This window comes from Pseudoduganella aquatica, from assembly GCF_020865585.1.
Lineage (GTDB): Bacteria > Pseudomonadota > Gammaproteobacteria > Burkholderiales > Burkholderiaceae_D > Rugamonas > Rugamonas aquatica_A.
Genome location: NZ_CP086370.1, coordinates 3,383,717 through 3,398,271 on the forward strand (window position 1 = coordinate 3,383,717; position 14,555 = coordinate 3,398,271).

General features: G+C 67.6%; 9 protein-coding genes and 1 pseudogene. 4 read left to right on the top strand and 6 right to left on the bottom strand.

Going from position 1 to position 14,555, the window contains the following annotated elements; all coding sequences use genetic code 11:
- Positions 1 to 69 precede the first annotated feature (69 nt).
- Positions 70 to 2,745 (top strand): protein kinase domain-containing protein, encoded by a 2,676-nt coding sequence (locus tag KT882_RS15125; RefSeq protein ID WP_228896494.1) that lies wholly within the window; start codon positions 70 to 72, stop codon positions 2,743 to 2,745.
- Positions 2,735 to 4,234 (top strand): FAD-binding oxidoreductase, encoded by a 1,500-nt coding sequence (locus KT882_RS15130; RefSeq protein WP_161074825.1) that lies wholly within the window; start codon positions 2,735 to 2,737, stop codon positions 4,232 to 4,234. Before KT882_RS15125 ends, KT882_RS15130 begins: the two co-directional genes overlap by 11 nt.
- On the opposite strand, the gene KT882_RS15135 is transcribed toward KT882_RS15130, so the two are convergent.
- The 5 genes from KT882_RS15135 to KT882_RS15155 form a co-directional block, all read right to left on the bottom strand.
- Positions 4,226 to 4,906, bottom strand: a complete 681-nt coding sequence (locus KT882_RS15135) for a hypothetical protein (protein ID WP_161074824.1) — start codon at positions 4,904 to 4,906, stop codon at positions 4,226 to 4,228. The genes KT882_RS15130 and KT882_RS15135 overlap by 9 nt on opposite strands.
- Positions 4,903 to 5,919, bottom strand: a complete 1,017-nt coding sequence (locus KT882_RS15140; RefSeq protein WP_228896497.1) for an ABC transporter substrate-binding protein — start codon at positions 5,917 to 5,919, stop codon at positions 4,903 to 4,905. The genes KT882_RS15135 and KT882_RS15140 overlap by 4 nt, the downstream gene beginning before the upstream one ends.
- On the bottom strand, positions 5,916 to 7,988 hold the full coding sequence (locus KT882_RS15145; RefSeq protein WP_161074822.1) for an MFS transporter: 2,073 nt from the start codon (positions 7,986 to 7,988) through the stop codon (positions 5,916 to 5,918). The genes KT882_RS15140 and KT882_RS15145 overlap by 4 nt, the downstream gene beginning before the upstream one ends.
- On the bottom strand, positions 7,985 to 8,689 hold the full coding sequence (locus tag KT882_RS15150; RefSeq protein ID WP_161074821.1) for a hypothetical protein: 705 nt from the start codon (positions 8,687 to 8,689) through the stop codon (positions 7,985 to 7,987). Before KT882_RS15150 ends, KT882_RS15145 begins: the two co-directional genes overlap by 4 nt.
- A 98-nt stretch (positions 8,690 to 8,787) precedes the next feature.
- Positions 8,788 to 11,133: a penicillin-binding protein 1A gene (locus KT882_RS15155; RefSeq protein WP_228896499.1), complete on the bottom strand. Its 2,346-nt coding sequence runs from the start codon at positions 11,131 to 11,133 to the stop codon at positions 8,788 to 8,790.
- Between the two features lie 120 nt (positions 11,134 to 11,253).
- On the opposite strand from KT882_RS15155, the gene KT882_RS15160 reads away from it, so the two are divergent.
- Entirely contained in the window at positions 11,254 to 12,552 is a 1,299-nt protein-coding gene (locus KT882_RS15160; protein ID WP_161074819.1) for a metal-dependent hydrolase family protein, read from the top strand.
- A gap of 426 nt (positions 12,553 to 12,978) precedes the next feature.
- Here KT882_RS15160 and KT882_RS15165 read toward each other — a convergent pair.
- Positions 12,979 to 13,488, bottom strand: a pseudogene (locus KT882_RS15165) (NAD-dependent epimerase/dehydratase family protein); the annotation flags it as partial.
- A gap of 105 nt (positions 13,489 to 13,593) precedes the next feature.
- Here KT882_RS15165 and KT882_RS15170 point away from each other — a divergent pair.
- Entirely contained in the window at positions 13,594 to 14,523 is a 930-nt protein-coding gene (locus KT882_RS15170; protein ID WP_228896501.1) for a LysR substrate-binding domain-containing protein, read from the top strand.
- The last annotated feature ends 32 nt before the right edge of the window (positions 14,524 to 14,555 follow it).

Here is a 14,555-nt window from a genome sequence, read left to right on the forward strand (position 1 = left end):
AACTGCATGCTAGCATGCGCAATGCGCTCTATGGCGCCACGTGGTGAAAAATGAATGGCGGGATGATGCATGGACGATAGCGAACAGCGCGGGCAGCAGCACGGAGCGGACGGAGCGGAGGGAACGGCCAATGAAGGCCGCAACGCCGCCGCCGAGGCGCGCGCGGCCATCCTGGCGCGGCGCGTGGCTGCGCTGGAAGCCGTGGTGGCGGTTGAACGGCGCATGCGCGACGTGCAGGAAATGACGGCCCGCGCAGCGACGGACCAGCTGGCCGCGCGCGACGGCCAGGCCGACATCACTGTCCCGCGCCCGCACAGCGCGCAGTACGCGCATGACGATGACGCCACCATCCCCGTGCCGCACTACCGTCCCGACGGCACGCGCGAACCGGCGCGCCAGCGCGGCGGGGAAGCCACGCCTGCCCACGCGGATGCCGGGCAGCCCTCGCACACCCAGCCCACCACGCCCACGCTGGGCCGCTCGCAGCCGCCTTCGCAGCCGGTGCGCTCGCAGCTGCCGGCTTTGCCCGCCGCGCCCAACCGCTCCATTGCGCCCGGCATTTCCACGCCGCTGGCCCTGGCGCCGGGTTTCGAGTTGTTTGAATATCGCATCGACGCGGTGCTGGGGCAGGGCGGCTTCGGCATCACCTATCTGGCCACGGACGTGAACCTGAACGTGCGCGTGGCCATCAAGGAGTATCTGCCGGCCGATTTCGCCACCCGCGCCAGCGACAAGTCGGTCTCGCCGCGCTGGCCCGAAGATAACGACTTCTACCTGAACGGCCTGGAATGCTTCCTGGTCGAAGCGCGCACCCTGGCCACCTTCCGGCACTCCAACATCGTGCGGGTGGCGCGCTTCTTCGAGGCGCACCGCACCGCCTACATGGTGCTTGAATACGAGCGCGGCCAGCCGCTCAAGCAGTGGTGGGACAAGCAGAAGAACATGGGCGAGCAGCAGTTGCTGTCGCTGGTGCAGCCGCTGCTGGACGGCCTGTCGCTGGTGCACGAGTCGGGCTACCTCCACCGCGACATCAAGCCGGATAACATCTACGTGCGCAAGGAAGACGGCAGCTGGGTGCTGCTCGACTTCGGCGCCGCGCGCCAGACCGTGGGCGGCCTGCAAACCATGGCCGACGTGGTCACGCCCGGCTACGCGCCGCTGGAGCAGTACCAGGGCGGCGAACAGGGGCCGTGGACCGATATCTACGCCATCGGCGCCACGCTGTACTGGATGATCACCGGCGCCAAGCCAGCGCCCGCGCCGGAACGCCAGAGCGGCGTGGCCGAATACATTCCCGCCACGCAGGCGGGCAAGGGCCGCTACAGCGAAGAATTCCTGATGGCGGTGGACTGGGCGCTGGTGGTCGATCCCAAGCAGCGTCCGCAAAGCATCGCGGAGCTCTCGCAAAGCCTGTTCGCCTCGCACGCCGGCAGCCTGGGCTTGCAGGAGGCGCTGCGCGTGGGCGACCTGGAAGGCCAGCGGCGGCTGACGAAAGGCGTGCGCAAGCTGGGCAAGGCCATCTGGCGGCCATCCTCGTGGCCGCTGGTGGTGAAGATGACCATCGCCATGATGCTGGCCGCGCTGCTGCCCATGACGATTACCGCCTACTACAACCTGAACGGTTCGGTGGCCGCCGTGTCGGCCAGCGAGCTGCGCAACCTGGAGAGCCTGGCGCAAGCGACGGCGGGCCGCATCTCGCAGCTGATACTGGACAGCCGCTACCAGGCCAGCTACCTGGCGACCGATTCCGCCTTTATCGACTACCTGCGCGCGCCCAGCGATGCGAAGCGGGAAGTGGTGAGCGCCAAGCTGGCCAACCTGATCAAGACCAATCCGGACGCGCACCTGATCTTCCTGATGAACAGCGAAGGCACGGCGCTGGTGTCCAGCGAGCCTGGCGTGGCGGGCGTGAACTTCAAGTTCCGCGAGTACTTCCAGGAGGCCATGAAGGGCCATCCTTTCATGACCGGCGTGATTATCGGCTCCACGGCGGGCAAGCCCGGCGTGTACTACGCAAACCCGGTGTTCGACAACGCGAACAAGGTGATAGGCGTGGTGGTGTTGCGCATCAAGGGCGGCACGATATCGTCCATCCTCAACGATGCCGGCGCTGGCGGGAACGGCAAGCGCGTGCCCTTCATGATAGACGGCGACGGCATCCTGGTGCACTACCCGGACCAGAACCAGCTGTACCGCAGCCTGGCGCCGCTGCCCAAGGCCACGCTGGGCCGCATCGTGGCCGACCAGCGCTTCCGCCGCCACCGCATAGAAAGCGTGGACATGCCGGAGCTGGCCAAGGTGCTGATAGGCGCCAGGACGGCGGGCAATATCAGCTACCACTCCACGCTGAGCGGCGTGGACGAACACGCGGGCTACGCGCCGGTGCAGGGCCACAACTGGGTGGTGGGCGTGACCGAGTCGCGCACGCGCTTCGAGGAGCCCCTGCAGCGCCTGTTCGTCAATGTGCTGTACAGCGTGGCCGCTGTGGGCCTGGTGTTCCTGATCCTGGCGGTGCTGTTCGCGCGCAGCATTACGCGTCCCGTGGTGCGGCTGACGGAAGCGGCCAATGCGCTCAAGGACGGCGACTACGACCGCGCCAGCATCAAGGTCACCAGCACCGATGAAATCGGCCGGTTGGCGCGCACCTTCAACGTCATGATAGACGTGCTGCGGCAGCGGGAGCGGGAGAAGCAGAGAGGTAAACTTGGACATCAATCAAAGGAAAATCAACAGGATGACGAATGAAATCGTGAACACGCGCCGCGGCTTTCTGCAGGCAGGCGCTTTAGGCGCCGCAGCACTGGGCCTGGCGCCGGCGGCGGTACTGGCCAAGCCTGCGCTGAAGCTGGGGCCGCACGGCCTGCGCTCCCTGGCGCGGGACTTTGAGGGACGCTTGATACTGCCGGGCGAAGATGGCTTTGCGCTGGCCGCCTGGCCGAACAACGCGCGCTGGGCCGGCGTGCAGCCGCAGGCTGTGGCCATGTGCGCCACCGAGGCCGATGTGCAGCGCTGCATCCGCCTGGCAGGCGACACGCGCATGCCTTTCGCCATCCGCTCCGGCGGCCACAATTACGCGGGCTTCTCCACCACGGCCGGTTTGCTGATCGACGTGAAAGCCATGAACAACGTGAAGCTGGACCTGAAGAACCAGACCGCGTGGGTGCAGGGCGGCGCCAACAATAACGACGTGGCGGCGGCGCTGCGCAATTACGGCGTGGCCATTCCTTCGGGGCGCTGCCCCACGGTGGGCACCAGCGGCCTGGTGCTGGGCGGCGGCTGGGGCTTTGCCGCCACGCACAGGGGCCTGACCTGCGACAGCCTGGTCGGCACCGAGCTGGTGGTCGCCAGCGCTGCATCCCGCCGCATCGACGCCAATAGCGACAGTGAACTTTTCTGGGCGGTGCGCGGCGGCGGCGGCGGCAACTTCGGCGTCCATACCGGCTTTACCTTTAATGTGCACCCGGTGGGCACGGTCACCACCTTCAACCTGACGTGGGCGCCGGGCAAGCAGATCGAATTGCTGCGCGCCTTGCAGGCCTTGCAGCTGGCGCACCCAACCCGGATTTCCACGCGCAGCAAGGCGCTGCCCTTGGCCGCCGGCCCGCGTCCTTCGCGCGACAGCCTGTACGTGGAAACGCTGGGCCAGTTCTGGGGCGGCGAAAAAGAGCTGCGCGAGATGCTGGCGCCGCTGTACGCCGTCGCCGTGCCGCAGATTGCCGACATCTATGAAGTCGATTACTGGCGCGGCCGCGACTACCTGCTGACCGACGATCCGAACGGCCTGTACGACATCCGCTGCAGCTTCGTGCACAAGGAGCTGAGCGAGGCGGCGCTGGACAATATGCTGAACTGGATGACGCGCTGGCCGGGCGGCTCGCTGCTGCAGGAGAATATGGGCATCCTGTTCGCCATCGGCGGCAAGGTGAAGGAGGTGCCGAGCAACGCCACGGCCTATGTGCACCGCGATTCCAACTACATCTTCGAAATGGAAGCTTCGTGGGGGCCGATCGACAAGCCGGAGACGGTGCAGCGCCAGCGCGCCTGGCTGAAGGACTATTACGACGACATGCAGCGTTTCCTGCAGCCCGAGTCCTACGTCAACTTCCCCAACCGCGACCTGAAGAACTGGGCGCAGGCTTACTACGGCACGAACCTGAAGCGGCTGTCGGAAGTGAAGCGCCGCGTGGACCCGCACAATCTGTTCCGCTTTGAGCAGAGCGTGCCGCTAGCCTGAGGCCTGCACGCCGTATTCCACGGACCAGTGATTGTTCTCGTCCTGCCAGCATTGGAAGCCGCGCAGGCCGTCCGCCAGCGCGCGCTGGTGGCCTGCGTGGTCGCCATGGGCCACGCGGCGGCAGGCGATCCAGGGCGCCTGCGGCTGCAGCAGGTCGCGCTGCACCAGCAGCCGGGCCAGGCCGCCGTAGACGATGGCGTAGCCGGATACGCAGAAACCCTCGAGCGTGAGCCCGCGCAGGCTGCGCATGTTTTCCGGCGCCACCGTGGCCACCACCAGCGTGCGGCCCAGCTCCCGGCCCAGCGCCATGCGTTCTTCGATGGCCGCGCAATGCAGCCTGCGCCCGCGCCATTCGGGCAGCGAGGCGGCGCCGTCCAGCACGCACATGCGCGCGCGCCCGGCCGGGCCGGCATGCAGCAGCTCGGCCATGTGGTCCACCGTGTGCGAGTCCATCCCCAGCACGCCGTAGGCCACCAGCTCTCCGTCCGCGCGGCAGCACAGGATGCGGCCCTGGGCCTGCGCGTGCTGTTCGAAGTGGCTCAGTTCATCGGGCCGCACCAGGCCGGCGGGCATCTGCGCCAGCACGCCAAGGTGCAGCTGGTGTACCTCGGCCGCCTCGTCCTGGCGCATCTGCTGCCAGCGGAATTGCGGATCGTTCGAGCAGGAAGTCATTTCAGCAGCTCCGCGTAGTTGAGCACCTTGAGCGGCGGGTAGAGGTCGAGCTGGGCGGCTACAGGCATGTTTACCAGGTAGGAGAAACGCGCCAGCGTTTCAATCGGTATGGCGGCAGGCGCCATGTGCTGGCGCAGGATCTGTTCCGCCTTGTGGGCCGTGAGCCGGCCCACGCTTTCGTAGCCGGACACCAGGCCAAACAGCGCTTTGCCTTCGCGCACGGCGATCTCGGTGGCGGAGAAGGCGGGCAGGCGCTGCTCCAGCGCGGCTTCGGTCAGCAGCTTGCGGTTGGCGGCCAGGAAGCTGTCCGGTCCGATGTAGAGCAGCTGCACGCGCTGCTGCGCCAGTTCCGCCACCATGGCGGGCAGTTCGGACGCCAGCGGCTGGCCTTTGGCGTCCAGCGGCACCGGGCGCTCCAGCAGCTGGAAGCGCTCGCTGGCGGCCACCGCGCGCAAGTCCTTCACGTTCTGCACGGAGTTCGGTTCGGCCGGGTTGTAGATAATGGCCAGGCGGTCGAAATGGCGGTAGGCGCGGATGGCGCTGAGCTGCTGGCTGGGCGGCACCACGTGGCAGGCGCCGGTGATGTTGCGGCCCGACGAGACCAGCGACTTGACCAGCCCCGAACCCTGCGGCGAGGCCACCATGGTGAACACCACCGGGATGTCGGTGACGTGGCGGGTTGGATCGACCGCGCCCTGTTTGCCCGCCACCGCCAGCGTGATGGGCGTGCCCCAGGTGTAGATCAGGTCCACCTTCATGGCGCGCGCTTCGGCGATCAGCTGCGGCACCTTGCCCACGTCCAGCGCCACGTCGCGCACGATCAGCTCCACCGGCATGCCGTTCACGGCGAAGTAGTCGCGGAACCCTTTTTCCACGGCGGTCTCGCCGCGGAACAGTATCATGTAGATGCGCGGCGGGCGCGGCGCCGCTTGCGCGCTTTGCGCCAGCGCGCGCGGCAGGGCGCAGCCCAGGGCCAGTGCGGCCGCCGCGCCGCAAATGGAACGCCGCCTCATGCCGATGCCTCCGCCGGCGGGCCGGCCGGTTTTCCGGCCGCGCGGCTGGCCAGAGCGAAGACCAGCGAGAACAGCAGCGAGGCGCCCAGCGCGAACACGCCGAGGAAGGCCATGGCGTGGGCGGCGCCGTAGCGCGCCGCCAGCGCGCCGGTGGCCACCGGCCCGGCCGCCGCACCCAGGCGCTCGAGCAGCCGGAACAGGCCGACGATGGGGCCGGTGCCCGCGTCCTGCGCTTCCTGCGCCGTCACGCGCGCCACCAGCACCAGCTGGGCGGAGATGCTCATGGACTGGCCGACACCCAGCGCGCCTATGCCCAGCATGACCAGCTCCCCGCTGGCTCCCCATGCCACCGGCAGCAATCCCAGGCCGGTCAGCACGCCCCCGGCCGCCACCAGCGGCGCGTAGGCGTTGTAGCGGTCGGCCAGGTGCGCGAACAGCGGCGCCAGGGCCAGGGAACTCAGGCCGTACAGCATGGTGTAGCGGCCGATTTCCGACTTGGACAAACCCAGGCCGGACAGCAGCACCGGCACCAGGAAGATAAGGAAGCCGGAGTACAGGAACTTGGCGGGCACGCCGGACAGGATGGACAACGCCAGGAAGCGCCGGTTCCGCACCAGCCGCGCCAGAAGCGAAGCCTGCGGCGGCTGGGACTGGGGCTGCCGTGCCGGCGTCTGCTGAACGCCCGCCGGCACGCCCTTGCTCAGCACCGCCGCCGCGATGGCGGCCGCCACCAGCGCCACGGCCGCGCCCAGCAGGAACACCATGCGGTAGCCGACCCTGTCCGCCAGGATGCCGCCCACGGCGGGTGCGCAGATCTCGGCCACCATGATGGCGCCCACGAACAGCGCCATGCCTTTGCCCCGGTTGCTGCTGTCCGTGTTGTCGAACACGAAGCCCTGGCAGGCCATGAACATGATGGCGTAGCCCACGCCGGTGAGTGCGCGCGCGACGACGAGGGCGTAGTAATCCGGCACCAGCCCTGTGACGGCCAGTCCCGCCATGACGGCCAGCGCGCCGGCGATATAGCTGCTGCGCCGCCCCATCCGGTCCGACCAGCGGCCGGCAAAGGGCATGCTCAGCGCCACGCCGAGCAGGAAGGCGGTGACCGGCAGGCTGGCGTGCAGGGACCCGGCGGCCGCGCCGGCCGGCAGCGATGCCGCGTACACCGGCAGGAAGGGGCGGGACAGCATTTCGGCAAACATGAACAGGAAGCTGAGCACGCGCACCAGCACGATGCGCGGCGCCTGGGCGGGATCGGCGGCGGCGTCGCCGAAGGAGTAAGCCTGACGCAGCCGCTGCAATAGCGGCTCGGCATGCGCCGCCTGCTGCGGGCTGGTCTGGCGCAGCGCTGCTGCGCTGCGCACCAGTTCTCCGAAGCCGTGGTTGATGCGTGCGCTGAGCGTGTGCAGGCGGACGGCGATGGCGGCGCCGGCTTCCGGCGCGGCGCGCTGGCGGAAGTCGCCCGCCGCCATGCTGGTCATCAGCCCGAGGATCTGGCGCATGGGCGCGGTGAAGGTGAGCGTCACCACGAACCACAGGATTTCGAAAGCAATCAGCAGGCTGGTGATGAGCACAATGCCGATGTCGTAGCGCAGCTCGCGCACGCGCGCGGCGATGTAGTTCTTGTCCACACCCACATGCAGCCGGCCCACCGCCTGTCCCTTGTGCATCAGCGGCAGCGCCGTATCCAGGAACTGCTCCGGTGCGCTGCTCTCGGCCTGCGTGCTGCCAAACAGTGCCTTGCCGCTGCCGTCCACGATGCGCAGATAGGCCAGGTCGCGATTCTGCTTCAGCACGTCGGCAAAGAATTCCGGCACACCTTCCAGTCGCTGCAGCGGGATGCCGTAGTCCAGCGCGCGCGCCAGTTGCGCCGCCAGCGCCGTGCCGGTGGTTTGCGCCTTGCGGCCGAACTCCGGCAGCAGCGCGCGCTCGGACAGCGACCACGCATACAGCGACAGCGCCAGCTGCACCGCCAGCAGCAGCGCCAGCGTGAACACGAACAGGCGCCGCACGGGGCGCGTGTAGAGGCGCTCCTCGTGGGCCACGGTGAGCGGCGCGGCCAGGCTCATAGCTTTTCCCCCGCCACGTCCTTGCTGGTGATGGCGTGCTGCGCCTGCTCAAGCTCCCGCAAGGCCTGGCCGGCGCTGTGCGCAGCCAGTTCCGCCAGCGCGGCTGCGTGCCGGTCCGGCCGCGCCACCGGCGGCGCGCTGGCGTCCAGCGCGTGTTCCATGCTGCCCAGCGTGCGGCCTATGCGCCGCACCCACAGCCGCGTGCCCAGCACCGCCAGCAGCGTGGACAAAGCGGTGGCCACCAGCCCCGCCAGCAGCAGCTGGCGCGAAATGCCGGCCACGAACTGGTCGTGCCCGCGCCGGGAATAGTGCAGTTCGATGGCGCCCACCGTCACGCCCAGGTTGTTGGACAGCGGCGTGCTGACGGTGACGCTGTTGCGTTCAGCGGGGCGGCCGGTGGTGAAGGCGGGGCGTCCGCGCTCGTCCTTGACGACGATGGCCACGATGTCCGGGTCTTGCCGCGTTTCGAAGTCGATGGCCGCTTGCGCGTTGCCCAGGCCGCGCACCGGCAGGCCCAGGTCTAGCCCCGTCTCCAGGTTCTGGCGCAGCACGTTGATGGTGAAGCGCAGCCGCGAGTCTTCCAGTTCGCCCAGCGTGCGGTCCAGCTTTCCCACGTTGAGGAAAACCGTCAGGCCGATGGCCAGCGCCGAAATCAGCACGATGGGCGCGGTAATCGTAACGCTGAGTCGTGACATCGCCATGCTTGCACACCCGGATAGCCGTGATATTGAATTGGCAAGAGTGTAGCATTGTTGAGCTTGGTGTTGGCGGGTTGCGGCGCGCCCGCGCCTAACCCGCCCTACGGCGTGGTGGGTTGGACGTTTATTGCCCCGGGCTCCTGTGGCTGCGCCGGCGCCGGCTGTGCGTTCAGGTCGATGCTGCGCACCGAGGCGTCGTTGATGTATTCGGCGTACATCCATGAACCGTCTTCCGCCTGCACCACGCCTTCCGGCACCGGGCGTTCGCGCGGCGGCGCTTTTTGCAGCGCCACGCGCATGTAGTCTATCCAGATCGGCATGGCCAGGGTGGCGCCGAATTCTCGCCCGCCCAGCGATTTCGGATCGTCGTAGCCCATCCACGCCACGCCGACCACGCCGCCGCCGTAGCCGGCGAACCAGCCGTCCACCGCGTCGCTGGTGGTGCCGGTCTTGCCGGCCAGGTCGGGGCGGCCCAGGCGCGCGCCTGCTTGCGCGCCGGTGCCGCTGCGTACCACTTCGCGCAGCATGGAGTCGGTGATGAAGACGTTGCGCGGGTCGAGCACGCGGTTGCTTTCCTGCGCGGCCTGCTGCGGCTTGGTCTCGGACAGCACCTTGCCGTTGCCGTCCACGATGCGGGCGATCAGGTAGGGCTGCACCTGGTAGCCGCCGTTGGCGAACACCGAGTAGGCGCCCGCCATCTGCTGCGGCGTGACCGCGCCCGTACCCAGCGTCATGGTCAGGTTGGTTGGGTGCTTGGCCGGGGTGAAGCCGAATTTTTCGAGGAAGCCGTGCGCATACGGCACGCCCACCGCGCGCAGCAGGCGCACCGAGGTCACGTTCTTGGACTTGGCCAGCGACACATGCATGGAGATGGGGCCGTCGTAGACGTTGTCGTCGTTCTGCGGATCCCAGCCGCCGCTGTCCACGCCGGTCTCGGACAGTTTGACGTCGTTGATCAGGGTGCCGGGGTAATAGCCCTTTTCCAGCGCCGACGAGTAGACGAAAGGCTTGATGGAGGAGCCGGGCTGGCGCCATGCCTGCGTCACGTGATTGAACTTGTGCAGGTTGAAGTCGAAGCCGCCCACCATGGCGTGGTAGGCGCCGGTGGCCGAATCCATGGACACGAAGGCCGCCGCCACTTGCGGCACCTGCGTGATGGCCCAGCGCTTCTTGTCGCCCTGCGAGACGCGGATAATGGCGCCGGGACGCAGTTTCAGGCCGGGCTTGGCGTTCTCGCTCAGCCCAGGCGCGGCCAGCTTCAGGCCGTCGCCGGTGATCTCCACCTCTTCGCCGTCTATGGTCTCTACCGTCACGCTCCTGGCCGACGCGGCCAGCACCACGGCCGGGATCAGGCGGTCGCTGCTGCGGCGCTTCTGCAGCGCCTCGTCGATGGCGTCCTCGCGGTCTTCCGGGTCGGAAGGCAAGTCGATAAAGGCTTCCGGGCCACGGTAGCCGTGGCGCTGGTCGTAGTTCAGCACATTGCGGCGCACCGACTCGTAGGCCGCGTCCTGGTCCGCCTTCAGGATGGTGGTATAGACGCTGATGCCGCGCGAATACGACTCTTCCTTGTACTGCTCATACACCGCCTGGCGCGCCAGCTCGGCCGCGTATTCGGCGTGGGTGTCGAACTCCTGCCCCTTGTTGCTGACGTGCAGAGTCTCTTTCAGCGCTTGCTGGTACTGCGTTTCGGTGATGACGTCCTGGCTGCGCATGCTCTTCAACACCAGGTGCTGGCGCAGGCGCGCGCGCTTGGGATTGGCCACCGGGTTGTGGCGCGCGGGGTTTTGCGGCAGGCCGGCCAGCATCGCCATTTCGGCGATGGATAGTTCCTTGAGCGGCTTGCTGAAGTAGGCCTGCGCGGCGCTGGCGAAACCGTAGGAGCGCTGGCCCAGGTAGATCTGGTTCAGGTACAGCTCCAGGATCTGGTCCTTGCTCAGGGCCGCTTCGATGCGGTAGGCCAGCATGACTTCGGTCATTTTGCGGGCCGGCGTCTTGTCGCGGGTGAGGAAGAAGTTGCGCGCCACCTGCATGGTGATGGTGGAGCCGCCCTGGCGGAAGCTGCCGCGCAGATTGGACTTGACTGCGCCCAGCGCGCGTATCCAGTCTATGCCGCCGTGGTCGTAGAAGCGCTTGTCCTCGATGGCGAGGATGGCCTTCTTCATCATCTCCGGCACGTCCTTGATGGCCACGAAGTCGCGGTGCTCCTCGCCGAACTCGCCGATCAGCGCATTGTCCGCCGTGTAGATGCGCAGCGGGATCTTGGGCCGGTAGTCGGTAACGGCATCCAGCGCAGGCAGCTTGGGGGCAATGAACAGCACCATGTAGCCGCCCAGCAGGGCGGCGCCCACGGCGGCGGCGATGCCGCTTGCGGCCAGGGCGCGGATGGCGTTGCGGCGGGTGAGACACTTTGTGAGCCACTTAGGCAAGGCAGGAGAATTGGCAGTCAAAACGGGTACTCATGGTTGCGCAAGGTTTGCGGATGCGGGCAATTATAGTCCAAGCCCATTCCGCCACAGCTTGTTCTTATGCTACGCTTGCCGCACACCAATTTTTACAGGAATCCGCTTATGCGTGCCAAGTCTGCCCTGGGTCTGCTGCTGTTATTGAACGGCGCCGCTGTTGCCACGACCGCCACCGCTGCCCCGCAATCGCTTGATTGCGGCCGCCTGCTGGACGTGAAGGCCGGCGTCTGGCGCGAACGCGTGACCGTGGTGGTGGACGGCGGCGTGGTCAAGTCGGTGGCGCCGACCGGCGCGGCCAAGGGCGATATCGACCTGAGCGGCCAGTCCTGCCTGCCCGGGCTGATTGACATGCACGTGCATCTGACGGGCGAGTCGCACAAGGAAGTGGAGTCGCTGCGCATGAAGCTGAGCCAGGACGTGGCGGACGACGCCTTCCGCTCGGTGGCCTACGCCGAGCGCACGCTGAAGGCCGGCTTCACCACTGTGCGCGACCTGGGCGCCGGCGACGGCCTGAATATATCGCTCAAGCGCGCCATCGCCAGCGGCGCCATTGTCGGGCCGCGCATGTACACGGCGGGCACCATCATCTCCACCACCGGCGGCCACGGCGACGGCACCAACGGCCTGTCGCGGGAACTGGGCAAGGCGGTGGGGCATCCAACGCCGTACGACGGCGTGATCAACGGCCCGGACCAGGCGCGCGAAGCGGTGCGCGCCCGCTACAAGGAGGGCGCGGACCTGGTCAAGATCACCGCCACCGGCGGGGTGCTGAGCCAGGCCGCCAGCGGCCAGAACTCGCAGTTCACGGACGAGGAACTGAAAGCCATCACCGCCACGGCCAAGGACTACGGCTTCCGCGTGGCCGTGCATGCGCACGGCGTGGAGGGCATCAAGCGCGCACTGCGCGCGGGCATCGACTCCATCGAGCACGGCACCTATATGGACGACGAGGCGATCGCCCTGTTCAAGAAGCAGGGTGCCTACTACGTGCCCACCATCAGCGCCGGGCGCTACGTGGCGGACAAGGCCAAGGATCCGGAGTTCTTCTCGCCTGTGGTGCGGCCCAAGGCGGCGGCCATCGGCCCGTTGATACAGGCCACTTTCGGCCGTGCCTACAAGGCCGGCGTGAAGATCGCCTTCGGCACCGACGCGGGCGTTTTCCCGCACGGCGACAACGCCAAGGAGTTCGCCTATATGGTCGAAGCGGGCATGCCGGCGCTGGAGGCGATACGCTCGGCCACGCTGAACGCGGCCGAGCTGCTGAACCAGGGCAGCCGCCTAGGCTCGGTGGAGCCGGGCTACGCCGCCGACATCGTCGCCGTCAGCGGCGACCCGCTGAAAGACATCAGCCTGCTGCAGCAGGTCCGCTTTGTGATGAAGGACGGCGTGGTCTTCAAGCGCTGAGACAGGGGCAAGACCGCCGCACACCAGCTCCGGCTGCAGCTGGTGGATCGCCAGGTCCAGCCAGTTGGCGCTGTCGCCGAAGCGGTAACCCAGGCAGCGGGTGCGCGCCGTGTCCATCAGGTAGGGCACCGGGTAGTCGAAGGGGCTCAGTCCGCCCTGCGTGATGTGCGGCAGCGCGCGCACTTTCAGTCCCAGCACCTTGCCCACGCGGCGGTGCAGATCCAGTGCCGACAGCGCGCCGCTGTCGGCCGCGTTCACCGGGCCGAGAAAATCCTGCATGCCGGTCCACAGCAGGAAATCGCTCGCTTCCTCCGCGCTGATGAAGCAGGTGGCCGCCCTGGCGCTGGCGTAGAGCAGCGCCTGGTCCGCCTGCGCCAGCGCCACGTAATAGGCCAGCCGTCCCGTGAAGTCGTCGCCGCCCAGCACGTGGGCCAGGCGCACCGTCACCACGGGCAGCTTGCCGTCGCGGTACAGCAGCGCCTCGGCCTGGCGCTTGCCTTCGGCGTAATTCTCATCCGCCATCAGCGGGTCGTTCCAGGGATGCGCGAGGTCGATGCGCTGCGCTTTCAGGTCCAGGTCCAGCTCCTCGAAGGCGCCGTCCTGGCGGCCCAGCAGCTTGCGGTACACCTCCATGCTGGACGCCATCACGTAGCGCTCGACCTTGCCGGCAAACAGTTCGATGGCGATGGCCGCGTCCAGCGGGCTGTAGCAGGTCTGGTCATACACAATATCGTAGCCCTGGCTGCCGGCGAAGGCCGCGCGCATGGCGGCATGGTCGCGGCGGTCCACGCGGATGCGCTGGACGCGGCTGCCGAAGCCGTCCGCGCTGACGCCGCGCGTGGCCAGCGTGACGCGGTGGCCAGCGTCCAGCAGCTTCTGGACCAATAATTTGCCAAAATAGCGCGTGCCGCCGATCACCAAGATATTCTTGTGCATGATAATCTCCTGTTAGTATGGATTCATTGTCCTTCCTGCCCGGGTGGCGATCAAACGAGAAAATTGCCAGTCTGAGAACAAGTTAAACTAATTCATGGAGCGTGCATGGCCAAACCGCTGCGCAGCCTGTCCGGGCTGATCGACCTGGAATCCGCAGCCCGCTGGGGCAGCTTCAAGCTGGCTGCGGAGGAGCTGCACAAGACGCCGGCCGCCGTGAGCCAGCAGATCAAGAACCTGGAGGAGGAACTCGGCTTCGCCCTGTTCCTGCGCCATCCGCGCCACGTGGCGCTGACGGAGAAGGGGCGCGATTTCGCCGCCACGGTGGCGCGCGTGCTGGGCGACCTGCGCACCAAGGCGGCGGCGCTGCAAAAGAGCGGCGAAGAGTGCGTGCTGCGCATCTCCAGCACGCACTCGTTCACGCTGAAATGGCTGGCGCCGCGCCTGACGCATTTCACGCGCCTGCATCCCGACATCGATATCCGGCTGGACGCCAGCGACCGCAACGTGAGCCTGGAGGACGACAGCGTGGATGTGGCCATCCGCTATGGCCTGTACGAGCCGGGCGACCCCGCCATGCTGTTCTCGGACCGCCTGGTGGCGGTCTATAGCCCGGACATCCTGCCGCCGGGCCGCAGCGAGTTCACGCTGGCGGACCTGCGCAGCCTGCCGCTGCTGGACGAGGGCAGCAATGTGTACTGGGACCGCTACGTGGAGGCCAACGGCCTGCCCAGGGGCGGCTACAAGGTCTCGCGCGGCTATAGCCACTGGGGCGTGCTGGCGCAGGCGGCGGTGGCGGGGCAGGGGGTGGCGCTGGCCGCGTTCAGCATCGTCTACGAGGACTTGCGCCGGGGCGACCTGCACATGATCGCCGCCTGCCCCATACCCTACACCTCCGGCTATCGCTTCCTGGTCAACATCAACAAGGAACGCATGCCCAAGATCGAGCGTTTCCGCGCCTGGCTGGCCGACGAAATGGCGGAAATGCAGCGCGCGCTGGCGGCTTGCTCGCCGGCGCCGGAACAGGCGCCCAGATAGGGGTTGCCAGATTCTTCATAAATGGCGTATCT

Excerpts from the sequence above, each read along its gene's own strand:
- KT882_RS15125 (WP_228896494.1), top strand. The coding sequence starts at position 70 with ATGGACGATAGCGAACAGCGCGGGCAGCAGCACGGAGCGGACGGAGCG.
- KT882_RS15130 (WP_161074825.1), top strand. The coding sequence starts at position 2,735 with ATGACGAATGAAATCGTGAACACGCGCCGCGGCTTTCTGCAGGCAGGC.
- KT882_RS15135 (WP_161074824.1), bottom strand. The coding sequence starts at position 4,906 with ATGACTTCCTGCTCGAACGATCCGCAATTCCGCTGGCAGCAGATGCGC.
- KT882_RS15140 (WP_228896497.1), bottom strand. The coding sequence starts at position 5,919 with ATGAGGCGGCGTTCCATTTGCGGCGCGGCGGCCGCACTGGCCCTGGGC.
- KT882_RS15145 (WP_161074822.1), bottom strand. The coding sequence starts at position 7,988 with ATGAGCCTGGCCGCGCCGCTCACCGTGGCCCACGAGGAGCGCCTCTAC.
- KT882_RS15150 (WP_161074821.1), bottom strand. The coding sequence starts at position 8,689 with ATGGCGATGTCACGACTCAGCGTTACGATTACCGCGCCCATCGTGCTG.
- KT882_RS15160 (WP_161074819.1), top strand. The coding sequence starts at position 11,254 with ATGCGTGCCAAGTCTGCCCTGGGTCTGCTGCTGTTATTGAACGGCGCC.
- KT882_RS15170 (WP_228896501.1), top strand. The coding sequence starts at position 13,594 with ATGGCCAAACCGCTGCGCAGCCTGTCCGGGCTGATCGACCTGGAATCC.